The following is a 21,894-nucleotide window of genomic DNA, read 5'->3' as shown; positions in this document are numbered from 1 at the left end:
CTGGGAGCGGAACGCCGGTCATGACTGCTCCACGAAGCCGCGCCGGGCGCGGCGCTCGATGATCTTGATGACGAGATCGGAGACCAGCGTCAGCGCCAGATAGAGCGCGCCGGCGGCGCAGAAGAACAGGAGATAGGCCTTGGTTGCACCTGCCGCCTGGCGGGTGACCAGCGTCAGTTCGGAAAAGCCGACGACGGCAAGAAGGGCGGTATCCTTGGTGGCGATCAGCCAGAGATTGGAAAGGCCGGGAATGGCATAGGGCAGCATGGCCGGCAGGGTGATGCGGGTCATGACCTTGGTCGGCGACATGCCATAGGCGCGCGCGGCCTCGATCTGCCCGGCCGGCACAGCCTTGATGGAGCCGCGCAGGACTTCGGTGGAATAGGCTCCCTGGACGATGCCGATGACGAAGATGCCGGCGGCAAGGCCACTGATATCTACCTCGCCGAGACCGAAGAAAACGAGCAGATGGTTGAGCAGATCGGTGCCCGCGTAATAGAGCAGCAGGATAAGGACGAGTTCGGGCACGGCGCGCACGATCGTCGTATAGCACTCCATCAGGTCACGAGTAATCGGGCCGCCATAGAGCTTGCCGACCGCGCCGCCGATGCCGAGCACAAGACCGAACGTATAGCCGCCAATGGCTATGATGATCGAATTCATGAGCCCCTTGAGCAGCACGCCGCCCCAGCCGGGCGGCTCGAGCGCCAGCAGGCTCCAGTTGATGAGGGATGCGGGATCAGCCATTGAGTTCGTCTTTTCCTCGGTGGTTGCCCCTCACCCTAGCCCTCTCCCCGCATGCGGGGAGAGGGGATGACGGAGTTTGCCGCACGTCCCTTCTCCCCGTCCAAACGGGGAGAAGGTGCCCGATAGGGCGGATGAGGGGCGGGGTTGCCACCGCGGGCGTTGTGCGATCACTCCCCGTAGATATTGAAGTCGAAATACGTCTTCGAGAAGGTGTCGTAGGTGCCGTTCTCGCGGATCGCCTTGATGGCGGCGTTGAGCTTGGCCTTCAGTTCGTCTTCGCCCCAGCGGATGCCGATGCCGACGCCGGCGCCGAGGATGGCCGGATCGTCCTTGACGTTGCCCTTCAGGTCGCAGCAGGCTTTGCCCTGGTCGGTGGCGAGGAAAGCGCCGAGCGCGATCGCGTCGGCCTGAACGGCATCGAGGCGGCCGGCGGCCAGATCGTTGTTGGCTTCGTCCTGCGTCTGGTATTCCTTCACCGTCGCGCCGTTCTCGCCGAAATACTTGTTGGCGTAGACCTGATGGACGGTGGAGACCTGAACGCCGATTGTCTTGCCCTTGAGGCCTTCAGGCGTGGGCTCAAACGCAACGTCCTTCGGGCCGATGACGCCGGTCGGGGTGTTGTAGTACTTGTCGGAAAAATCGATGGTCTTCCGGCGTTCCTCGGTGATCGACATCGAGCCGATGATCATGTCGATCTTCTTGGAGGTCAGCGCCGGAATGATGCCGTCCCAGGCGACAGGCGTGATCACGCATTCAAGCTTGGCTTCGGCGCAGACGGCCTTCTGGAATTCCACTTCCCAACCTTCCCAATTGCCGGAGGCATCCGGTGAGGTGAAGGGCGGATAGGGCTCGGCGGCAAAGCCGACCTTGACCGGATCCGCAACGGCGGCACCGGCGGCGGCCATGCCGAGAGCGAGCGACAAAGCAATGGTCGTGAGCGTCTTTTTCATGCTGTTTCCCTTTTTTGGTTTTTAGTGGATCGAACTGATGAACTTCTTCAGGCGTTCGGATTTCGGTGCGCCGAAGATTTCGTCCGGCGAGCCCTGTTCCTCGATGATGCCGTCGGCCAGGAAGACGATGTGATTGGCGACGTTGCGCGCGAACTTCATCTCGTGGGTGACGAGGATCATCGTGCGTTTCTCCTTGGCAAGATCGCCGATGACGGTCAGCACCTCGCCGACCAGTTGCGGGTCGAGCGCCGAGGTCGGTTCGTCGAACAGCATGACCAGCGGCTGGATCGCCAAGGCCCGCGCGATCGCCGCGCGCTGCTGTTGGCCGCCGGAGAGAAAGGCCGGATAGGCATCGCGCTTTTCGAAAAGGCCGACGCGGCGCAAGAGCGCCTCGGCCGTCTCGATCGCCTCGGCCTTCGACTTGCCGAGCACGTGGACGGGAACCTCGATGACGTTCTGCAGGATGGTCATGTGCTGCCAGAGATTGAAGCTCTGGAAAACCATGCCGAGTTGGGTGCGCAGCCGTTCGACCTGCTTGCGGTCGGCCGGCATCTGTCCGCCGCGACCATCTTTTTTCATGGCGATGGTCTCGCCATGGATGGTGACCGTGCCGGCTGTCGGCAGTTCCAGCATGTTGATGCAGCGCAGGAAAGTCGATTTACCGGAGCCGGAGCCGCCGATGATGGCGATCACGTCTCCCTGGTTGGCGGTCAGCGAAACGCCCTTGAGCACTTCAAGCGGCCCGAAGCGTTTGTGGAGTTGTGAGACCGCAATTGCCTGGGCTGGTTTCGTCATGAAAGTTCTGCCCCTATGAGGCAGAGAGCCGGCTTCGAACGCATGAAAACAGTTCCCCTGGTTTTCTTTTCGTGCGGCATTTTTGCCTGTCACGCTGTTCCATGAAAGCCATCGTGGCACTTGTGCAGAAATTATTCAACCGTATAATAACGCCGACGCTGCATTTTCTGGCAGCCCCTCCACATGATCAAATTTCCGACAGGAGTAGACGATGACGGCTTATGGTTCGCAGGAGATGTCGGCCAATCTGGTGCGCGTGCTGATGCGCCGGCCGGGCGCGAGCCTTGCCTCGGCAGATCCGGCGCAATGGCATTATGGCCCGACATTCGATGGTGAAAAGGCCGTGCGGCAATATGCCGAGTTCGCTGGTCTGGTGGAAAAGTCCGGTGCCGAAATCCTCTGGCTGGAAGACAAGGGTGACGGTCTGGCCGACGCTATGTTCACCCATGATCCGTCTCTGATGTCCAATCATGGCGCGATCATCCTACGCATGGGTAAGCCGCTCAGGGAAAAGGAAACGGCGTTGCACGAAGCCGCCTACAAAAAGGCGGGCATCCCGATCCTCGGGCGCATCGTCTCGCCCGGCACGGTCGAGGGCGGCGATTGCATCTGGCTCGATGCCGAGACGTTGATCGTCGGCCGCGGCGTGCGCACCAACGAGGAAGGTATTTCACAGCTGACCGAGATGCTCAGCCCCCACGGCATCGACGTTCTCGGCTATGACCTGCCGCTCTGGCAGGGCGAGGAAGCCTGCCTGCACCTGATGTCGGTGATGAGCCCGCTGTCGCGCGACCTGGCGCTGGTCTTCGCGCCGCTGCTGCCGGCATCCTTTTACCAGTTGCTGAAGGAATGGGGCATCACCATGATCGAGGCGCCGGCCGATGAATTCCATGCCAGCAACGGCTTGAGCCTCAACGTCCTGCCGGTTCGCCCGAACGAGGTGATCATGGTGGCGGGCTTCCCCAAGACCAAGGCGGCCATGGAGGCCGCCGGCTGCAAGGTGGAGGTCTTCGAGGCTGACGCGCTGTGCATTGCCTGCGAGGGCGGCCCGACCTGCCTGACGCGGCCGGTGCTGCGACGGGCCGCATGAACCGCCGGACGTTCCATCGCGCGCCGGAGGGAGAACGGCGGCAGGAACTGATCGAGGCCACGCTCGACACCATCGCCGAGCTTGGCCTGAAGGGCGCGACGGTCCGCCAGATCGCCATCCGCGCCGGCGTTACGGCGGGCCTCGTCCGGCATTATTTCAATTCGAAGGACCAGATGGTGGCTGAGGCCTATCGCTCGGTACTGGCGGGTTTCGCGGCCAAGGCCGAGGATATCGAGGGAGACCCACGCACGCGGCTGCGCCGGTTCATCACGCTCAACCTCACCGCGCCGGTGGCGAATGGGCGGAGCCTGTCGCTCTGGGCCTCGTTCATCAGCCAGGTGCGGGTGGACCCGGACCTTGCCGGCATTCACCGCGAGGGCTATCTGGGCTTCCGCAACGACCTGCAGGGGCTGATCGGCGATTTCCTGCGGTCAGAGGGGCGCCCCGACAGCGAGGTCGATTGCCGCCGCTATGCGATCGCCATCAACGGCATGATCGACGGGCTCTGGCTGGAAGGCTGCCTTGCGGGCGAACTGTTCGAGGAAACCGAACTGGTTTCCGTTGCCCTGTCCTCGATCGAGGCTCTGCTGGGCCTTTCGCTCGGCACACACGAAACTCACGACGCGGCAACTGGCCGCGCCGCCAAAGCAGTCTGATATCCAGGAGACACCATGCGCTATTCATCGATCACCGACCGCCTGGCGGATCTCGGCTCCGAAAAATGGGCCTTGCATATCCGCGCGCGCCAGATGCAGAGCGAGGGCGCGGATGTCATCCAGCTGACCATCGGCGAACCGGATATGCCGGCCGATCCCTCGCTTCTGGCCGAGGCGCAACGGGCGATGAATGCCGGCCGTTACCGTTATTCCAATGGCCGAGGCGAGCCCTCGGTCGTCAGCGCGCTGACGGCACGTTATGCCCGACGCCGTCCGGATGTAACGGCTGAAAACGTACTCTGCTTTCCCGGGACGCAGACGGCGCTGTTCACGGTGATGATGGGCCTGGTCGAGGCCGGCGACGGCGTGCTGGTCGGCGATCCGCATTATGCGACCTATGAAGGCGTCGTTCAGTCGACCGGCGCCCACCGCGTCACGGTGCCGCTGAAGCCGGAGCATGGCTTTCACATGCAGGCCGCCGACCTCGAAAAGGCGATCACCCCGAAATGCCGGGTGCTGCTGTTGAATACGCCGCACAATCCGACCGGCGCCGTGCTGACCGCGCAGGAAATCGCAGAGATCGGCGAGGTCTGCCGCCGCCACGATCTCTGGATCGTCTGCGACGAGGTTTATGAGGAACTGATCTTCGACGCGACCTTCGCCTCGCCCTTCGACAATCCCGATCTTGCCGAACGGACGATCGTCGTGTCATCGATTTCCAAATCCCATGCGGCGCCCGGTTTCCGCAGCGGCTGGGCCGTCGGCCCGGCGGAATTCGCAAGCCGGCTGCTGCCGGTGTCCGAAACCATGCTGTTCGGCGTCCAGCCCTTCATCGCCGACATGACGGCCTATGCGCTGACCCACGAAATCGGCACGTCGGCGGCCATGCGCGCCTCCTTCAAGGCGCGCGCCGACCTGATCGTCGAGCACCTGTCGAATGTGCCGGGCGTGACGCCGCTGCCGCCGGAAGCCGGCATGTTCATCCTGCTCGATGTCGCCGGCACCGGGCTGACCGGCGAGGCCTTTGCCTGGGCGCTTCTGGAACAGGAACATGTCGCGGTGATGCCGGGATCGTCCTTCGGCGTGCACGCGACGCCCTATGTGCGGATGAGCCTCACAGTGCCGGAAGAGGCGATCACTGAGGCCTGCCGCCGCATCGCCGATCTGGCACTCCAGCTGGTCTCGCGTCGGGAGCGCCGGGCATGAGCGTGGCAGAGATGAAAACCGTCGGTGAAGTGCTGGTCGACCTGCTCGAGGCCAATGGGGTCGATACCGTCTTCGGCATTCCCGGCGTCCATACGGTCGAGCTCTATCGGGGCCTCGCTGCCTCGAAAATCCGGCATGTGACGCCCCGTCACGAGCAGGGGGCCGGCTTCATGGCCGATGGCTATGCCCGCATCAGCGGCAAGCCGGGCGTGGCGCTGGTCATCACCGGGCCGGGTCTCACCAACACGATAACGGCGATGGCGCAAGCCCGGCAGGATTCGATCCCGATGCTGGTGATTTCCGGCGTCAACCGGCGGGATTCGCTCGGCCATGGGCGCGGGCTGCTGCATGAACTGCCCGACCAGCACGGCATGATCAAGACGCTGGCGCTCTATTCGCAGACCCTGCTCAACCCGGCCGATCTGGCGCCGGTGGTCGAACGCGCGTTCGCCATCCTTACCTCCGGCCGCCCCGGCCCGGTGCATATCGAAATCCCGACAGACGTGATGACCGCGCGGATTTCCACGCCGCCCCTGCGCAAGGCGACCGCGACGCGGCCGCGCGCGGATGCCGAAACGCTGCAAAAGGCCGCGATCCTGTGCGGCGATGCCAGCCGCCCGGTGATTATCTGCGGTGGAGGCGCTATCACGGCGGAAGCGGAAATCCGCGAACTGGCCGAGCGCATCGGCGCGCCGGTGGTGATGACCGTCAATGCGCGCGGCATGCTGGCCGGCAATCCGCTGCGCGTGCCTGCAAGTCCGAGTCTGAAGGCTGTGCGTAGACTGGTCTCCGACGCGGATCTGGTGATCGCGCTCGGCACCGAGATGGGCCAGACCGATTACGACATGTATGCCGATGGCGGCTTCCCGATCCTCGGCAACCTGATCCGCACCGATATCGATGCGGCGCAGTTGGCGCGTGGTCCGCATGCGGCGCTGTCGATCCTCTCGGGCGCCAAGGCGGCTGTCTCGGGCATGCTGGCTTTCCTGACGACGAAGCCTGCGGCGAGGGGCAAGGAGCGGGCGGCGGCGGCCCGCAAGGCGGCAATGACGGAACTGACGGCGAAGATGCGCGCAGAGATCGCCGTGATCGACGCGATCTACCAGGCCCTACCGAATGCGGTAATCGTCGGCGATTCCACCCAGGCCGTCTATGCCGGCAATCTCTATTGCGATGCGCCGAGGGCAAAATCCTGGTTCAACTCGGCGACTGGTTTCGGCGCTCTCGGTTATGCTCCGCCGGCGGCGGTGGGGGCAGCTGTGGCCGATCCGGAAAAGCCGGTGATCTGCCTCGTCGGCGATGGCGGCATCCAGTTTTCTTTGGCGGAGCTGGGATCGGCGGTCGATATCGGCGCCAACGTCATCTTCCTGGTCTGGAACAATGACGGTTATCAGGAGATCGAAAACTTCATGGTCGAATCCGGGATCACGCCAGAGGGCGTGAAACCATCGGCTCCTGACTTCATGCTGGCGGCCGGCGCCTATGGCGTGCCCGCAGTACGACTGTCGAAAGCGGCCGATCTGCCGGCAGCGCTTACCGAGGCTCGCAAGCGCGGCGGCCCGTCGCTCATCGAAATCCACCAGACGCGCACGACCGGCGTCACAGCGTGAGGCAAGCCCGTGGTAGGATGTTCAACCCGTCGCGCGGGTGGTAGGATTTGACTTTGGCCACGAGCGATGGTTTTTAAGCCAACTTGCGGGCTGAATCGGCTCGTGGTGCGGCGATTTGCAGTGAAAACTGTCCGCCAATGGGAAGGAAATGTCCTTCATGGGCATGAACGGCAACAGGATCGATCGCAGAGGCGCCGGCAAGCTTTTTGCCGTGCTCTGGATTCTGGCGGCCGCGCTGGCCATGCAGTTCGTCGCCTCGGCGCAGGGCTTTTCCTCGCGTTTCTCCACCCAGCAAAATGCCGGCAATGTCGCGGTCCCCGAAAGCGGGCCGACCGACACGACCCTGTCGCGGCATGTCATGCGGGCCTTCCCGGTTGCCGACCTACGCTTCACCGCGGATCGGGCCGACGGCAAAGCCTCGCCCGGCGGGCCGGTGCCGTTCCTGCTGCCCGCCGCCATCCTCGTTGCCGGCGTTACCTATGGCGGCATGCCCGTCATGGCTCTTTCGCGTGATGGTGCCACCGGTCGGCGCGGCGACATCATTCGCGTCCGGGGTCCTCCGGCCTTCGGCGCCTGACGGCTGCCCTCAAGGGCGGCTTATGCGCTGCGGCGCAGTTCTCAATTCGACTGTCACACCCGCTGTCCTTGGCCCTGTCGAGATATGCGGGCTATAATGGAAACCTCAACATGCGCACTTCGAAATGGGCCATTCTGGCCTATGTCGCGATTACCCTATTCGGGGTCCTCGCGGCGCTCCCAAACGTGCTGCCGCTGGCTGTCCAGCAGCAATACGCCGCCTTTTTGCCGGTGAAGCCCGTCACGCTCGGGCTTGACTTGAAGGGTGGTTCCCACCTCGTCCTGGAAGTCGATGCGGCCGGCCTGCGCAAGGCTCGCCTCAACACGCTTCTCGACGATATCCGCGGCGCGCTTCGCAGCGTGCGGCTACCGACCTCGTCGGCGCGCATCGCGGGCGATACGATAGCTATCAAGATTGCCGACCAGGCGGATCGCGACAAGATCATGCCGAAGATTCAGGAACTGGCGGCCCCAGTCGGCACGCTCGGCTTCGGCGCGGCGACCTCGGATATCGACGTCACCACGGTCGATGACACGATCACGATCAAGCTGACCGAGGCCGGCCTCACCGAACGCATGACCGCCGCCGTCGACCAGAGCCTCGAGATCATTCGTCGTCGCGTCGACCAGGTCGGCGTTGCCGAACCGCTGATCCAGCGCGTCGGCTCGGACCGCATCCTCGTCCAGCTGCCGGGCCTGCAGGACCCGACGCATCTGCGCGAACTGCTCGGCTCCACCGCGCAGATGAGCTTCCACATGGTCGACACCTCCGTCGATCCGAATTCGCCGAATCCGCCGCCACGCGGCGTGGACATTCTTCCGGGCGCCAATGACGGCGGCAAATATGCCGTCGAAAGCCGCGTCGCCATCGCCGGCGAACGTCTGGCAGACGCCAAGGCCGGCTTCAACCAGCAGACCAACGAGCCGATCGTCTCCTTCACCTTCGACAGCCAGGGCGCACGTCAGTTCGCCGAAATCACCCGCGACAATGTCGGCCTGCCTTTCGCCATCGTTCTCGACAACAAGGTCCTGACCGCGCCGCGCATCAACGAGCCGATCACCGGCGGCCAGGGCCAGATCAGCGGCAACTTCACCGCTCAGGAAGCCACCGTCCTGTCGGCGCTGCTGCGCTCCGGCGCGCTGCCGGCGCCGCTCACCATCATCGAAGAACGCTCTGTCGGCCCGAACCTCGGTTCGGACTCCATCCGCATGGGCATCTATACCGGTCTTGCCGGCTTCGCCTTGGTCGTCACCCTGATGGTCGTGCTTTACGGCGCCTGGGGCCTGATCGCCAATCTCGGCCTGCTGCTGCATACGATTCTGACGATCGGCGTGCTCGGCATGCTCGGCTCGACGCTGACGCTGCCCGGCATCGCCGGTATCATCCTCGGCATCGGCATGGCGGTGGACGCCAACATTCTGATCAACGCCCGTATTCGCGAAGAGACGGAAGGCGGGGCAGGGGCGATGAAGGCGCTCGATATCGGCTTCAACAAGGCCTATGCGACCATCATCGATAGTAACGTCACGACGCTTGCGGGCACGATCCTGCTGTTCATGTTCGGTACCGGTCCGGTGCGCGGTTTCGCGATCACCATGATGCTCGGCATCGTCATCTCGATGTTTACCTCGATCACCATCGTCCGTCTGGCGATGCGCGAAGTCGTCGTCCGCCGCAAGATGAAGAAGCTGGAAATCCCGTCGCTGTTCGGCAGGGTTCCGCATCTGCCGAGCATTTCCTTCATGAAGGGGCGCTTCGTCGCCATCGGCATGTCGGCGTTCCTGTCAGTCAGCTCCGTCGTCCTCTTCTTCCATCCGGGCCTGAACTACGGCATCGACTTCGTCGGCGGTATCCAAGTGGAAGCGACCTCGAAGAACGAGATCGATCTTGCAAGGTTGCGCGGCGAGCTCGAAGGCCTGCACCTCGGCGAAGTCGCCCTGCAGGAATTCGGCCAGAACAAGTCCGTGCTGATTCGTATCCAGCGCCAGCCGGGTGGTGAGCAGGAACAGACCGTTGCGCTCAACAAGATCAAGGACGGCGTCGCCCAGGTCATTCCCGATTCGAGCTTCGAGCGGACGGAAGTCGTCGGCCCGACCATCTCGGCGGAACTCGCCCGTTCGGGCTTCCTCGCCGTGGTGCTCGCCATGCTGGCGATCCTGCTCTACATCTGGTGGCGGTTCGAATGGCACTTCGCCGTCGGCGCCATCGCCGTGCTGCTGCTCGACATCACCAAGACGATCGGCTTCTTCGCGCTGACCGGAATCGACTTCAACCTGACGGCCATCGCGGCTCTCTTGACGATGATCGGCTACTCGGTCAACGACAAGGTGGTGGTCTACGACCGCATGCGTGAAAACCTGCGCAAGTACAAGTCGATGCCGTTCTCCGATCTGATCGACATGTCGATCAACCAGGTTCTGGCGCGATGCATCTTCACCTCGATGGCGACGGCGTTCTCGCTGGTGCCGATGGCGATCTGGGGCGGTGATGCGGTGAAGAGCTTCGCCTGGCCGATGATTTTCGGCGTCATCGTCGCGACGACGTCGTCGATCTATATCGGCGGTCCGATCCTGCTGTTCCTCAGCCGCTGGTGGAAGGACCGGGAAGCGACCCGCGCGCCGGGCACGGAGCTGGCCAAGAGCTGATTCCTCCCCGAATGCAGGAAATTTGAAAGGGCGGCCTCGGCTGCCCTTTTTTTGTCCCATGCGGGACCTACATATCATTGTGGAATGTTGAGAAATTGTTCCAGCACTAGATCGACATTCCAATTTTGCGGCGGAGTTGAAAACGATATCCCTCCAATCGCTATTGCTGCGTAATATGTGGAATTATTTTTCAACGTAGTCCAATTTTAGTTGACTGGATTTGTAGTCTATTGTAATTATTGATCATCCGCAGATGAGAAGTGTCCGGCGGACGTCTGTAACCGACCCAGGGTGAACCCTCCGGTCAATGCCAAAGGAGAGTGCCATGTTTGCCAATCATCACGTCGCCACTCTTTGCGGCTCGCGTTCCTATTGTCGCGCAACGAAAGACCTTTGCATCCGCGTCATTTCGCGAATGTGACTCAAGACCAGTCCTTTCCTTGAATTTTGCACGATTGAGAATGATCCGCGCCCGGGCGTGGAAGGAGCGTTTTCCATGAACAAGCAGGTTATAGAATTTGGCGGAGAAGCTGTCGGTGTCGTCGTCCCGGATGCGGGCGGCATGAAGTTCGTCGCAGTCAAGTATCACGTCTGGGATCTCGATTCGCGGTACTTCCGCTCGGCGGACGAGGCGCGCACGGCGGTCAGGCAATTGATGACCGGACAGGGCAACAGGCAGCCAGTGTTGCGATCCGCTGACACTTCCGCGGTGTACGCCGTCGCGTAAACCATAAAGATGCGTGAAAACCGCAGTTTGGCCATCTTTTGACTAAATCGGTATACTGGCAAGGCTTCTCTTGTGATATGCCGGTTTGATGGGATGGCACGGCAGATCGAAGCCATTTGAGCGCTGGTCTGTGGAAAGAGCGAACTGCGATGCTGACGAAAAAGGGAAAATACGGACTGAAGGCTCTGGTTGATCTTGCCAGGCTCGATCCGGGCGAGACGGCCTTCATCACCGAAATTGCGAGCCGCAACAATATTCCGAAAAAGTTTCTCGACACGATCCTTCTGGAACTGAGAAATGCCGGCATCCTTCGCTCCAAGAAAGGCCCCGGTGGCGGTTATTCCCTGTCGCGCCCCGCAACCGAGATCAGGATCGGTCAGGTCGTGCGTACGCTCGACGGCCCGCTCGCGCCGATCCGCTGTGCGAGCCGCACGGCCTATGAGGTCTGTGACGACTGCAATGATCCCGAGACCTGCGAAGTTCGCCATTCCATGACGATCGTTCGCGACGCCATTGCCGATATTCTCGACACGATGACGCTGGAAGCCTTCGTCAACAATCCGGGCAAGCCACTGCTTTCGGATGACGAAATCGCCGAAAAGCGCGCCAGCTAAGGTGTCGCTGGCACGTTGCAGCACGGTGAACTGACGTTTTCCCGCAACGATTGCGCGGAAATCGCGTGATTTGGCCATTTTAATTTGATCTGAGAACGCTCTGGCTATAACCGGACACGCAATGAAGGTCTTGGAGCATATGATGGGTCTCAGGCAAGTCGGTACGAAAACCCCGGAAGATCAGGCTGTGATTGAATCGATCGGACGATCGATGACAACGGCTGTCGACGGGATCAACACGCTTGCCGCGAGCTTTGCCTCGGACCCGGCGCTGTCGCACAGCCTGATCGAAGCCGTCGCGTTGATCGCCCGCAGCCGTGGCCGCGTGGTGGTTTCGGGTGTCGGCAAGAGCGGGCATATCGGCCGCAAGATCGCGGCGACCATGGCCTCGACCGGTACCTCCGCCTATTTCGTCCATCCGACGGAAGCAAGCCACGGCGACCTCGGCATGATCACCTCGGACGATCTGCTGATCCTCCTGTCCTGGTCCGGCGAAACCGTCGAACTCGGCAACATGCTGACCTATGCCAAGCGGTTCAATGTTTCGATCGTTTCCTTGACCTCCAACGCGGAAAGCCTGCTGGCGCGCAATTCGACCGTCGCCATCACCCTGCCGAAGGTCCAGGAAGCCTGCCCGCATGGCTTGGCGCCGACCACCTCGGCGATGCTGCAACTGGCCGTCGGTGATGCGCTGGCAATCGCGCTTCTGGAACGGCGCGGGTTTTCGGCTCAGGATTTCAAGACCTTCCATCCGGGCGGCAAGCTCGGCTCGCAGTTGCTGCTGGTGCAGGAACTGGCGCATGATGGCGAGGCTGTCCCGCTCCTGCCGCTCGGCAGCCCGATGGGCGATGCCGTCATTCAGATGTCGTCCAAGGGGTTCGGTGTCCTCGGCGTGACCGATGAGACGGGCAAGCTGGTCGGTGTCATCACCGACGGCGACTTGCGCCGGCACATGTCGCGCGACCTGCTGCTGGAAACGGTCGATACGGTCATGTCGCACAATCCGCGGGTCATCAAGGGTTCGATCCTTGCCAGCGCGGCGATGGAACTGATGCAGGCGCAGAAGGTGACCGTGCTGTTCCTGGTCGGTGAAACCGGCATCCCGTCGGGTATCCTGCACATTCATGATCTCTTGCGCGCGGGCGTTGCCTGAGTTTCGATAGCGCCGTGGAGGACGCCTCCGCGCCGCCATATTGATGCCGGCGGGCACGGGGGAAAGGATTTTGCGAGCGGATGCCATTGCCTGAACAGCAGCACTCTCCTCACCCGACTCCGGATCGAAGCGCGCCAGGCGCTCCAGTCGTTACATTCGCGTTTCACATCCACGGCTGGAAGCAGGCCGTCTTCCAGCGCTATTTCCCGGAATGCGACTTCGTCTTCGTGCCCATGTATGCCCGAGACAATGAATTCGAGGAGGAATGGGCGGCTCGGATCCTTGCGACCGACAAGCCGCAGATCTTCGTCTGGAGCTTGAGGGCGCCGGACGGGTTGCGGTCCTTCGCAGCAGAGAATGGCATCCCGGTCTTCTTCATCGAGGATGGCTTCATTCGTTCTGTCGAGGCCAATGCCAGCCGGACGCCGCCGCTCTCGCTTGCCTTCGACACTGGCACGGCCTACTTCGATTGCCGCACGCCATCCGATCTCGAACGCCTGCTTGCGACCTACGATTTCGATAATGATCCGCGTCTTCTCGCCCGCGCCGCGGAAGGCATCCGCTTCCTGCTGGAGACGGGGGTCAGCAAGTACAACAGCGACATGAAGACGGATATCGACAGCCTCTATGGCCCGAAGACGGTCAAGCGCGTGCTGGTGATCGGCCAGGTCGAGGATGATGCCTCGATCCAGTTCGGCTGCCTGCCAGCGGTGACCAACAACGATCTGGTGCGGCTGGCGGCGGCGGAAAATCCGGACGCCCAGATCATCTACAAGCCGCATCCCGATATCCTCAACCGCGTGCGTCTGGCCCAGTCCGATCCGCAGGATGTCCGCCATCTCTGCCAGATATTGACCGAGCCGTTGCCGATGGCTCGTGCCTTCGAGACCGTCGACCATGTCTACACGATCACCTCGCTGGCGGGCTTCGAGGCGCTGTTGCGCGGGCTGAAGGTGACGGCACAAGGCTGCCCGTTCTATGCCGGATGGGGCCTGACGGACGACCGCCAGCCCAATCCGCGGCGGGGGCGAAACCTGTCGATCGCGGCACTGTTTGCCGGCGCATACCTGCTCTATCCGCGCTATTTCGAGCCAGAAACGGGCCGGAGCATTTCCTTCGAGGAAACGGTCGATGGCATCCGGCGCCATTTCGCCGGGGGGAATGTTGCTGACAAACCCTATCGCGCGTCCGGTCCCAAATGGCAGGCCTGGGGCCCCTACGGCGTTCTTGGCTGGCGGCATCTGCTGACGCCGATCGTTTCGCCGTTCATCGCCGGGATCGGCCACGGGCGGGATGCAGAGAACTATCGCGAGGATCCGATCCAGTTCTTTCGCGAGCTTTCCAATCCGAAATTCAGATTGATCGGCCGAATTCTCTACCCGTTCGACAAGTAGCCATACTGACGGCACGATCTTTTTGAAAATGAACGTGATAGGGTGCCCGCCGCAAAAGTGGCGGTGTTGCACGGATTGGTCTATGGAAGGCGCATGTGCGTCGCGCCGAAGCGGCGATGCGGCGTTCGGTACTTGAGAAAGCAGCCTGTTTGGAACATGTGGTTACCCATACGCGGGTCGTTTCCGCCTTGCTCATCCGAGAAATGGAAGCCCGTTTCGGCAGCAAACCGGGCGGTTACATCTGGGCTCTCCTTGATCCCGCCGCGAATGTCGCGCTGCTGACGATCATCTTCCAGGCGATTGCACGCGCGCCGGCCCTTGGCATCAGCTTTCCCTTGTTCTTTGGAACGGGTTATATCGGCTTCCAGTTCTATCAGGCGATGGCGACGTACCTGAACGGCGCCGTACGGGCGAACAAATCGCTTTTGAGTTATCCGAATGTCGCGCCGATCGACACGATCGTGGCGCGTTATGTCCTGCAGTTGGTCACCACCGTCGCCGTTGCCGCCGTGGTCCTGTCCGTGATCGTCGGTACGATGCGCTTTCCACCGGAGCTTTCCTGGCCGCCAATCGTCGAAGCTGCCTTTATCGCCAGCATGCTCGGTCTCGGCGTGGGGCTGTCCAATAATGTGCTGTTCATCAAATATCCACTGTACGAAAAGGTCTACGGGATCGTTAACAGGCCGCTCTATCTGATCTCGGGCGTATTCTTTCTGCCGGACGCAATTCCCCACCCTTACAGAGAGATCATTTTCTATAACCCGCTGATTCACGTGACCATGCATTTCCGTACGGGGTTTTATGACGAGTACCGGGCTGTCGGCCTGGATATATCCTACGCCTACACTTTCGCATTTTTGACATTCTTTTTTGGAATGGTCCTTTTTTCCGCTTCTTCCGCTGTGTTGAGAAACGAATGATCAGGCTTGAGCAGGCGACGAAATTCGCGCGCACCAAAGGCATCAACAAGCCCATTATCGAGCGCGCTTCCCTTGTATTGCAACGGGGTAAGAGCATCGGGCTTCTGGGACGCAACGGTGCCGGCAAGTCAACCTTGCTACGGCTGATCGCCGGCACGATCCGTCTGGACAGCGGCCGGATCATCCGTCACGGGAAGATTTCCTGGCCGTTGGGATTTTCGGGAAGTTTCCAAGGGACCATGACCGGCGAGCAAAATGTTCGCTTCGTCGCCCGCATCTACGGCGTCGATACGCGCGAACTGATCCAGTACGTCGAGGAATTTGCCGAATTGGGGCCTTTCTTCAAGGCGCCAGTTGGTACATATTCATCCGGCATGAAAGCCCGTCTCGCATTCGGTTTAAGCATGGGCGTGAATTTCGATTATTATCTCGTCGATGAAATCACTGCTGTCGGCGACGCGAATTTCAAGAAGAAATGCAAGGTTGTCTTTGAGAGCAGACTACAAGACTCCGACGTCATTATGGTTTCGCACAGTACAACAACCATCCGCGATTATTGCGATTGTGGGGTGGTTATGGAAAATGGCAAATTAACCTATTATGATGATATTGAGGACGCTATCGGCGCCCACAACAGGAATATGAAGGAACGGTAATGGCGGTCATCAAGAATGCGGCTCCAAGTGCCGCGGCGACGGATATCGGCCCGGACCGTTTGACGGGCAAGGACGTCGTAAAGCCGAAAAGCGTCCATCTCCTGGAAGGCCTGTTGGGCAATGACGATCGTCTGCTGGTTCCGAGCAAGGCGATGCCGATCGCCAAGGTAAAGCCGGGCCGCAACAAGATCCACACGATCATCACGCAGGAAGTCAAGAGGCGAGGCCGCATCGGTTCGCTTCGCCTGCGCCATGCGATGATCATCGCCAGCTTCATCCTGTTCGTCGCCATTCCTGGCACCCTTGCGTCCATCTACATGATCTTCCTGGCGGCAGACCAGTATCACAGCACGGCATCCTTCTCCGTGCGCAGCATCGAGGCTTCCGGCGGATCGGACATTCTTGGCATGTTCACCCAGGCTTCGACTGGCAACACGCAGTCCGACAGCTATATCCTGATGGACTTCATCCGCAGCGAGCGCATGCTGGCCGAGGTCGAGAAGAAGTTCGATCTGGAGGGGATCTACCATGCGCGCGGGCTTGATTATTTCTATGGCTTGGCCGGCGGCCTGCCGGTCGAGGACAAGCTTGAATACTGGCGCGAAATGGTCGACGTGAATTACGACCACGCCTCGGGTATCATGCAGCTGCAGGTCAAGGCTTTCGATCCGCAACAATCCCGCGAGATCGCCCAGTTCGTGATCGAAAAGTGCGATGAGCTCGTCAACAACCTTTCGGCGGAGGCCCGCAGCGGTGTCCTGACGTCGGCTGGCGATGAAGTGCGCGTTGCGGAAGAGCGACTTACCAATGCCCGCGTTGCCGTGCGCGATTATCGCGACATGTCGCAGGAAGTCGATCCGGTCGAGGGTGCGAAGCTCGCGGCCCAGCTGATCGGCGGTCTGGAAGCGCAACTGGTTCAAATGAACGCCGATCTGGCAACCGCTCTTACGCAAATGGGCGAGGACACGCCGCGTGTTCGCGTGCTGAAAGCACGCATCGCCAGTGTCGAGCAGCAGCTGGACTCCGAACGGCAGCGACTGGGCAGTGGCAACGTTTCCGACAAGTCGGCGCGTGGATCGGCAACGGGCGATGTCGCCGGCCGGATCCAGAAGTACGAAGCGCTCGAAACGGAACGCGAATTTGCCGAACGCGCCTATACGGCATCTCTTGCAAGCCTGGAGAAGGCACGCCTGGATGCCAGCAGCAAGCAACGCTATCTGGCAGTCTTCATCCAGCCGACATTGTCGGAGATGGCGCAGTACCCGACCCGGTTCCTCAATTCGTTCCTGGTTTCTCTCGGCCTGCTCTTTGCCTGGGCCGTCTTCGTCATGGGTTATTACAACATTCGTGACCGGACCTGAATTCGCTTGCACCGCAGGGCAGGGCCATCGGCCTTGTCCTGTTGCTTGGCAGGTAGCCCGACTTTCTTCCCACATCTTCATGGTCTATGAGGGCTCGGTTCGAACGGGCGTGCACGGTTTTTCAGAATGAATGTCTTTGAGAGAATTGGCAGTTTTTTCAAATCCCTGCCGAAGATCCGTTTCTACTATCCGTTTGCCACCATGATCGACCGGGGGCGGAACAACACGGTTGATGCCAAGGGGCGCCTGATCGCGACCATCCGGCTTTTTGGCACTGGACACAGTGTCGAACTGCCAAAATCCTCATCTTTCACCGGGCATATCACCATCCGAGGCCAAGGAAATCGTCTCATCATCGGTGAAAATTGCCGACTTTGCGGCGAGTTCATGATCAAGGGAACCGATCAGACAGTGTCGATCGGCGAAGGGACGACCTTCGAGTCCGTTTATGTCCTCAGCCAGGAACGCGGCAATGTCACCGTTGGCCGCTGGTGCATGTTTTCGCGCGGGATCGAAATTCGCACGAGCGACGCCCACTCGCTGATCCGCAAGAGCGATGGCCGCCGTCTGAACCGTCCGAAATCTGTTGTTGTCGGCGACCATGTCTGGGTTGGAGTGGGCTCCATTCTCAACAAGGGGACGGTGCTTCCGGACGATTGCGTCGTCGGTGCCAAATCTTTCGTCAACAAGACCTTCAAGGAAAGCGGCGTGGTTCTGGCCGGAACGCCCGCGGTTGTCGTAAAGCGCGGCATCACCTGGAACCGTCGTCGTTTCCGCCTGTTTTCGAAAGAGGAAATGGAAGAATGGCGGACTTCTGAGCCGATCAACGATGACGACGATTGATCTTCGGGGGCTTTTGGCGCGGCGGCGGATCGATGAAGGCGCCTGGCTGATTGACCGATCGTTCATGCAGCCGCTGGGCGATCGCATCTGCCCCGGCATCGGTCCCGCCAGCTGAGTAGAAATTGCCGCGCACCTGGATCGTTGCCGCGAGCAGGCGGAAGAAGGCGACCCGAAGATCGTCTTGGGGCCGCATCGGCGCGCGCCAGAAGGCGTCGAGGCTGGCTTGGTCGCTCAACCCGATAACGTCAAAAATCGCGGTTCCGAGGACCTTGACGGGCCTGCCCTTCTGCAAGGCGCTTAGCCCGACGGTGGAATTGACCGTTACCGTTCCCTCCGCCTTGGCAAGCAGGACGTTGAGATCGCCACCATCGAGAAACGTCACGCGCTCCATCACTCCGAGCCGGTCTGCCAGATCGGTGACATAGCGTTGCCAGCCGATCAGCCCGTTGTCGAGCGGATGGATCTTGATGACCAGTCGGGACGCCTTTGGCGCATGCGCGGCAAAGGAGGAGAGCACCGCATCGATTGCTTCACGCTGGTCGTTGTAAGGCGAGTGCGCGCGCAGCTGAAAATCCGTCTGGAGCTGTAACGGATAGACGAAGAAGGGTGTGCCGTCGACGGTGAGCGCTTCGATGATCGAACCCGCCATTTGCTTGCGCTTGCTATTGCCCGCCAGCCGCATCACCCAGCCGGCATATTCCGCCAGCGGATGAAAGAGCGCATGCCGCCGATAATGGGGAAAGAGAAACCACAGGAAGACATTGGGCAGATTGTAGAGCAGGTCGTAGGCAGCTTCGGCAACGAAGCTCTGCGTATGACGCCGCTTCCAGCACGGCTCCGGCAAGGCACGCGCGGCCTCGATGATGACGTTGGGATCGGCCGGGAAATGCGAGTTGGATGACATGCCACCACGTTCCAGCGTCAACCAGTCTGGGCGCAGATAACCCATCTCGATTACAAAGATGTCGAGACTGCGGGTCTTCGCGATCTCGACCGCCACGCGGTGGTAGTCGCGCTCCTCGCCCAGAAGCACCAGGTCTGTGACGGCATGCTCGTCCATGAAGACGGCGAGATAGGTCCGCCAGGCATCGCCACCGCGCCCACGATAATTATGCCCGCCCCGGCGCCGCCAGAAGATCTGGTCACCGGGATTGAGATTGATCCTGAGGCAGAGGTGGCCAAGTGCCTCAAGGCGATCGGCGATCTTGGTGAAGATCGGCGAGGATGGTCCCTGCAGGAAGAGAAAGACACGCGGCGTCACTGCTGCACTACCATCGTCAGGCTCCCGGATATCCGCATCGGCACTAGCGCAGATCATCCTTGTGCAGGTTGGCATGCTTGAGCAGCGCTTCCAACAGTTTCCAGGGCTCTTCGCTGCGCGGAGCCGTCGGTGTGTGATGCGACTTGCGAGCGTTGCCCAGCGGCACGATGAAATAGTCGGTGCGCGGGTCCGGGAAGGGGTCGGCAAAGGATTTCAGCAGCGGTGCATGGTCGCCGTAGAACAACAACCAGACCGGTCGGTCGAGTTTGTTCAAGTGATCCACCAACTCGCCGAGGGCCTTGTCGGACTGCTGCAGGATATCGAGGTATATTTCGACCGGATCGGTCAGCCCCTCGACGCGCCCGGGCTCCCACGGGCCATGATTGGCCATCGAGGCGACAAACAGGAAACTGCCCTTGGCATCCGTCTGATTGTCCAGCTCGTCGATGGCCTTGTAGGTCAGCGAGAAATCGGAGACGTATGGACCGTCGAACATCGGATCATGATCGAACTCGTCGAGCATGGTCATCTTCTCGAAGCCAAGTTGCGGCATCGCCTTATGGCGCAGGAAGAATGTCCGGTCGTAGGGATGCATGAAATGTGTGTTCCACCCAGCCTTCTTCAGCTTCGTTGGCCAGACGACGTTCGTATAGTGGCTGGCCCGCAAATAGGGGTAGCTGGCGTCGATGTGGAGATCGTCGGGAACAAGACCGCTCAACACGGCGAATTCGGTCCGTAGCGTATAACCGCCTTCGAAGACCGTCGCGAGACGCCCCCATTGCGCAGCCATATTCTGCAGCCGGTCTATCGTCGGCAGTTCGATGCCGTCGACGCCGCAATTGCGCATGTCGATGAAGGATTCCGACTGCCAGACGATGACCAGCGGCGCCTTGTTCTCGGCATCATGGCCGATCAGATCCTGCACCGCGGCCAGCAGGCGTTCCGACAGGTCGGCGACGATCTGTTCGCGACGGCGGCCGAGCCAGATGATGAAATGATAGATGACCGAGGCGAAGGTGCCGAAACGGTAGGTGCTGACCTTGACGTTGGGCTTGCCGACCAGGCGCTGTGCCAGATCCGCCACCGGCCTGTTGACCGGGCCGTAGAACAGAAGAATCCACGGCAGATCGGCGATCAGGATCATCACTGTGATCCAGAACAGCTTGTTGCTCGCCGGCAGGAGATGCGGTTCGAAATACATGTAGAGCGCGGACACCCCGAACACGTAGAGGAAGGCGACCAGCCAGAAGACGATATTCAGCGAATTCGCATAGAAGATCGACTTGTATTTGAAGACGTCGGCGACAAGGGCAATGTCGGAGAAGACCAAAGGCTCGCGGATGAACTTGTATTTGGCGCGCGAGATACCGGTAAAGATGACGAAGAAGCTCATCGTGCCGGCGCTGGCATAGAGCGGGCGCCAGGAAATGGCGAAAAAGCCGGCAAAGACCAGAGCGATGATGGGAAGCCGCGCGAGTATGTCCATGAGCGCGCGGCTGATACTGGCCGGCGGCCTGTTGCGGCGGCGCTCGCGCTTGGGAAGCGCGAACCTGTCGGTGAACAGGATCACGGAACAGGCAAGCACGTAGCAGAATAAAGTCAGCGCCACGGGATGGTCGTGCATGTGGAGCGACGTCAACGCCAAACGGAAACCTTCATGTTCTTTCACCCGCCGCCGGTCTGTCTGCCATCGTCGCGACAAGACGACACTTAGAGTATTTCATCCCCGACCGAAAGCGATTCTGTCGGAGCAACGTGTCGGCCCATCAAGCACTGTGGATAGGCGTTTTCGATCGTCGCCGAGGGCTCGGCGAATCGAGGCGTGAGGTCTGTTACAGACAGACTGTGCCCATTCAGGGGCGGCGGCCGATCCTGAGGATGGCGCGATCGAACCACCAGTTGAGGAAAGGTTTCACGGTGGAGCCGAAACGGCCGAGCGCACCGAGCGACGGCCCGAAGAAAACCTCGAACGATCCCTTGTCGATGGCGCGGACGATCCGGGCCGCAACGGCGGACGGCGCCCATGGGGCGACACTCCCCATGATGACGGCCGCCTCGAGCGGACGATGTTCGAGCTCACGGGTGAATTGCGGCGTTTCCGTATCCGGTGGAAAGCAGACGGAGACGCGGACGCCATGCGGCTTTGCCTCGGAGCGCAGGGCCTCGGCAAATCCGTGCAGGGCAAATTTCGAGGCGGAATAGGCGGTATAGCCGTAAATGCCGATCAGCCCGGCGCCGGACGAGACCAGCATGATCCTTCCCGAGCGGCGCTCTTTCATGCCCGCATAGACGGCCCGCACCGCATGGACGCTGCCCGACAGGTTCGTCCGCATCTGCCGTTCGAACGCGTCCGATGACAGTGTCTCGAACAGGCCGGGCTCGACGATACCGGCCGAGGCAACAAGGATATCGCAGGGACCGAAGGCATCCTCGCAGCGGCGGATCGCGGCAAGGGTCTGGACTTCGTCGGCCACATCAGCGCTTTCGATCCGGATTGCGGCGTCCGGGTTTACGCGAGCAAGTTCGGCTTGAGCCGCCTCAAGGGCCGAAAGCGTGCGGGCCAAAAGGGAAATCCGCACACCGCGCTTCGTGTAGACCCGCGCCAGCGCCAGTCCGATCCCGCTCGAGCCGCCCGTAATGATCACATGAGTCATGCCGCAAGACCGGTCCGGTTCATGGGAAGGGGCTG

20 protein-coding genes are annotated in these 21,894 nt (G+C 61.1%); 14 read left to right on the top strand and 6 right to left on the bottom strand.

The window, feature by feature from the left end; genetic code table 11:
* Nucleotides 1-18: 18 nt before the first annotated feature.
* The 3 genes from ACST81_RS21005 to ACST81_RS20995 all read right to left on the bottom strand — a co-directional run bounded on the left by ACST81_RS21005 (nt 19) and on the right by ACST81_RS20995 (nt 2,492).
* Nucleotides 19-747 carry an ABC transporter permease gene (locus tag ACST81_RS21005; RefSeq protein WP_438750348.1) on the bottom strand — a complete coding sequence of 243 codons (729 nt, stop codon included), beginning with the start codon at nt 745-747 and terminating at the stop codon, nt 19-21.
* Nucleotides 748-914: 167 nt separating this feature from the next.
* Nucleotides 915-1,697 (bottom strand): transporter substrate-binding domain-containing protein, encoded by a 783-nt coding sequence (locus ACST81_RS21000; protein WP_438750346.1) that lies wholly within the window; start codon nt 1,695-1,697, stop codon nt 915-917.
* 21 nt (nt 1,698-1,718) lie between these two features.
* Complete coding sequence (locus ACST81_RS20995) at nt 1,719-2,492, bottom strand: ABC transporter ATP-binding protein (RefSeq protein WP_438750344.1); 774 nt, start codon at nt 2,490-2,492, stop codon at nt 1,719-1,721.
* A 211-nt stretch (nt 2,493-2,703) separates the two neighbouring features.
* Here ACST81_RS20995 and ACST81_RS20990 point away from each other — a divergent pair, with 211 nt between their 5' ends.
* The 14 genes from ACST81_RS20990 to ACST81_RS20925 all read left to right on the top strand — a co-directional run bounded on the left by ACST81_RS20990 (nt 2,704) and on the right by ACST81_RS20925 (nt 17,944).
* Nucleotides 2,704-3,582 (top strand): dimethylarginine dimethylaminohydrolase family protein, encoded by an 879-nt coding sequence (locus tag ACST81_RS20990; RefSeq protein WP_438750342.1) that lies wholly within the window; start codon nt 2,704-2,706, stop codon nt 3,580-3,582.
* Nucleotides 3,579-4,238, top strand: a complete 660-nt coding sequence (locus tag ACST81_RS20985) for a TetR family transcriptional regulator C-terminal domain-containing protein (RefSeq protein ID WP_438750340.1) — start codon at nt 3,579-3,581, stop codon at nt 4,236-4,238. Before ACST81_RS20990 ends, ACST81_RS20985 begins: the two co-directional genes overlap by 4 nt.
* Nucleotides 4,239-4,253: 15 nt before the next feature.
* On the top strand, nt 4,254-5,444 hold the full coding sequence (locus ACST81_RS20980) for a pyridoxal phosphate-dependent aminotransferase (protein WP_438750337.1): 1,191 nt from the start codon (nt 4,254-4,256) through the stop codon (nt 5,442-5,444).
* The gene (locus tag ACST81_RS20975; RefSeq protein WP_438750335.1) at nt 5,441-7,054 is read left to right on the top strand and encodes a 5-guanidino-2-oxopentanoate decarboxylase; all 1,614 of its coding nucleotides are present in this window, start codon (nt 5,441-5,443) and stop codon (nt 7,052-7,054) included. Before ACST81_RS20980 ends, ACST81_RS20975 begins: the two co-directional genes overlap by 4 nt.
* 157 nt (nt 7,055-7,211) lie before the next feature.
* A complete protein-coding gene (locus ACST81_RS20970; RefSeq protein WP_438750333.1) occupies nt 7,212-7,631 on the top strand; it encodes a hypothetical protein in 420 nt (139 codons plus the stop codon).
* Nucleotides 7,632-7,741: 110 nt separating this feature from the next.
* The gene (secD, locus tag ACST81_RS20965; protein ID WP_438750331.1) at nt 7,742-10,276 is read left to right on the top strand and encodes a protein translocase subunit SecD; all 2,535 of its coding nucleotides are present in this window, start codon (nt 7,742-7,744) and stop codon (nt 10,274-10,276) included.
* A 496-nt stretch (nt 10,277-10,772) separates the two neighbouring features.
* On the top strand, nt 10,773-11,003 hold the full coding sequence (locus ACST81_RS20960) for a hypothetical protein (RefSeq protein ID WP_438750329.1): 231 nt from the start codon (nt 10,773-10,775) through the stop codon (nt 11,001-11,003).
* A 149-nt stretch (nt 11,004-11,152) separates the two neighbouring features.
* On the top strand, nt 11,153-11,617 hold the full coding sequence (locus tag ACST81_RS20955) for an RrF2 family transcriptional regulator (protein ID WP_438750326.1): 465 nt from the start codon (nt 11,153-11,155) through the stop codon (nt 11,615-11,617).
* A 142-nt stretch (nt 11,618-11,759) separates the two neighbouring features.
* Entirely contained in the window at nt 11,760-12,770 is a 1,011-nt protein-coding gene (locus ACST81_RS20950) for a KpsF/GutQ family sugar-phosphate isomerase (protein ID WP_438753737.1), read from the top strand.
* Between the two features lie 80 nt (nt 12,771-12,850).
* Entirely contained in the window at nt 12,851-14,164 is a 1,314-nt protein-coding gene (locus tag ACST81_RS20945; protein ID WP_438750324.1) for a capsular polysaccharide export protein, LipB/KpsS family, read from the top strand.
* 149 nt (nt 14,165-14,313) lie between these two features.
* Complete coding sequence (locus ACST81_RS20940) at nt 14,314-15,084, top strand: ABC transporter permease (RefSeq protein WP_438753735.1); 771 nt, start codon at nt 14,314-14,316, stop codon at nt 15,082-15,084.
* Nucleotides 15,081-15,740, top strand: coding sequence for an ABC transporter ATP-binding protein (locus ACST81_RS20935; RefSeq protein ID WP_438750322.1), 660 nt, complete (start codon nt 15,081-15,083; stop codon nt 15,738-15,740). Before ACST81_RS20940 ends, ACST81_RS20935 begins: the two co-directional genes overlap by 4 nt.
* The gene (locus ACST81_RS20930; RefSeq protein ID WP_438750321.1) at nt 15,740-17,101 is read left to right on the top strand and encodes an RkpR, polysaccharide export protein; all 1,362 of its coding nucleotides are present in this window, start codon (nt 15,740-15,742) and stop codon (nt 17,099-17,101) included. The genes ACST81_RS20935 and ACST81_RS20930 overlap by 1 nt, the downstream gene beginning before the upstream one ends.
* Before the next feature lie 126 nt (nt 17,102-17,227).
* Entirely contained in the window at nt 17,228-17,944 is a 717-nt protein-coding gene (locus ACST81_RS20925) for an acyltransferase (RefSeq protein WP_438750319.1), read from the top strand.
* Here the strand turns inward: ACST81_RS20925 and ACST81_RS20920 are convergent.
* The 3 genes from ACST81_RS20920 to ACST81_RS20910 form a co-directional block, all read right to left on the bottom strand.
* Nucleotides 17,925-19,262 carry a capsule biosynthesis protein gene (locus ACST81_RS20920; RefSeq protein WP_438753733.1) on the bottom strand — a complete coding sequence of 446 codons (1,338 nt, stop codon included), beginning with the start codon at nt 19,260-19,262 and terminating at the stop codon, nt 17,925-17,927. The genes ACST81_RS20925 and ACST81_RS20920 overlap by 20 nt on opposite strands.
* Nucleotides 19,249-20,829, bottom strand: coding sequence for an LTA synthase family protein (locus tag ACST81_RS20915; RefSeq protein WP_438750317.1), 1,581 nt, complete (start codon nt 20,827-20,829; stop codon nt 19,249-19,251). The genes ACST81_RS20920 and ACST81_RS20915 overlap by 14 nt, the downstream gene beginning before the upstream one ends.
* A 229-nt stretch (nt 20,830-21,058) precedes the next feature.
* On the bottom strand, nt 21,059-21,859 hold the full coding sequence (locus ACST81_RS20910) for an SDR family oxidoreductase (protein WP_438750315.1): 801 nt from the start codon (nt 21,857-21,859) through the stop codon (nt 21,059-21,061).
* Nucleotides 21,860-21,894: the final 35 nt, after the last annotated feature.

Source organism: Pararhizobium sp. O133, from assembly GCF_051669845.1.
GTDB lineage: Bacteria > Pseudomonadota > Alphaproteobacteria > Rhizobiales > Rhizobiaceae > Pararhizobium.
This window is presented reverse-complemented; position numbering and strand designations above follow the sequence as displayed.

Coding starts and splice junctions, on each gene's coding strand:
- ACST81_RS21005 (WP_438750348.1), bottom strand. CDS start 747: ATGGCTGATCCCGCATCCCTCATCAACTGGAGCCTGCTGGCGCTCGAG.
- ACST81_RS21000 (WP_438750346.1), bottom strand. CDS start 1,697: ATGAAAAAGACGCTCACGACCATTGCTTTGTCGCTCGCTCTCGGCATG.
- ACST81_RS20995 (WP_438750344.1), bottom strand. CDS start 2,492: ATGACGAAACCAGCCCAGGCAATTGCGGTCTCACAACTCCACAAACGC.
- ACST81_RS20990 (WP_438750342.1), top strand. CDS start 2,704: ATGACGGCTTATGGTTCGCAGGAGATGTCGGCCAATCTGGTGCGCGTG.
- ACST81_RS20985 (WP_438750340.1), top strand. CDS start 3,579: ATGAACCGCCGGACGTTCCATCGCGCGCCGGAGGGAGAACGGCGGCAG.
- ACST81_RS20980 (WP_438750337.1), top strand. CDS start 4,254: ATGCGCTATTCATCGATCACCGACCGCCTGGCGGATCTCGGCTCCGAA.
- ACST81_RS20975 (WP_438750335.1), top strand. CDS start 5,441: ATGAGCGTGGCAGAGATGAAAACCGTCGGTGAAGTGCTGGTCGACCTG.
- ACST81_RS20970 (WP_438750333.1), top strand. CDS start 7,212: ATGGGCATGAACGGCAACAGGATCGATCGCAGAGGCGCCGGCAAGCTT.
- secD (WP_438750331.1), top strand. CDS start 7,742: ATGCGCACTTCGAAATGGGCCATTCTGGCCTATGTCGCGATTACCCTA.
- ACST81_RS20960 (WP_438750329.1), top strand. CDS start 10,773: ATGAACAAGCAGGTTATAGAATTTGGCGGAGAAGCTGTCGGTGTCGTC.
- ACST81_RS20955 (WP_438750326.1), top strand. CDS start 11,153: ATGCTGACGAAAAAGGGAAAATACGGACTGAAGGCTCTGGTTGATCTT.
- ACST81_RS20950 (WP_438753737.1), top strand. CDS start 11,760: ATGGGTCTCAGGCAAGTCGGTACGAAAACCCCGGAAGATCAGGCTGTG.
- ACST81_RS20945 (WP_438750324.1), top strand. CDS start 12,851: ATGCCATTGCCTGAACAGCAGCACTCTCCTCACCCGACTCCGGATCGA.
- ACST81_RS20935 (WP_438750322.1), top strand. CDS start 15,081: ATGATCAGGCTTGAGCAGGCGACGAAATTCGCGCGCACCAAAGGCATC.
- ACST81_RS20930 (WP_438750321.1), top strand. CDS start 15,740: ATGGCGGTCATCAAGAATGCGGCTCCAAGTGCCGCGGCGACGGATATC.
- ACST81_RS20925 (WP_438750319.1), top strand. CDS start 17,228: ATGAATGTCTTTGAGAGAATTGGCAGTTTTTTCAAATCCCTGCCGAAG.
- ACST81_RS20920 (WP_438753733.1), bottom strand. CDS start 19,262: ATGATCTGCGCTAGTGCCGATGCGGATATCCGGGAGCCTGACGATGGT.
- ACST81_RS20915 (WP_438750317.1), bottom strand. CDS start 20,829: ATGCACGACCATCCCGTGGCGCTGACTTTATTCTGCTACGTGCTTGCC.
- ACST81_RS20910 (WP_438750315.1), bottom strand. CDS start 21,859: ATGACTCATGTGATCATTACGGGCGGCTCGAGCGGGATCGGACTGGCG.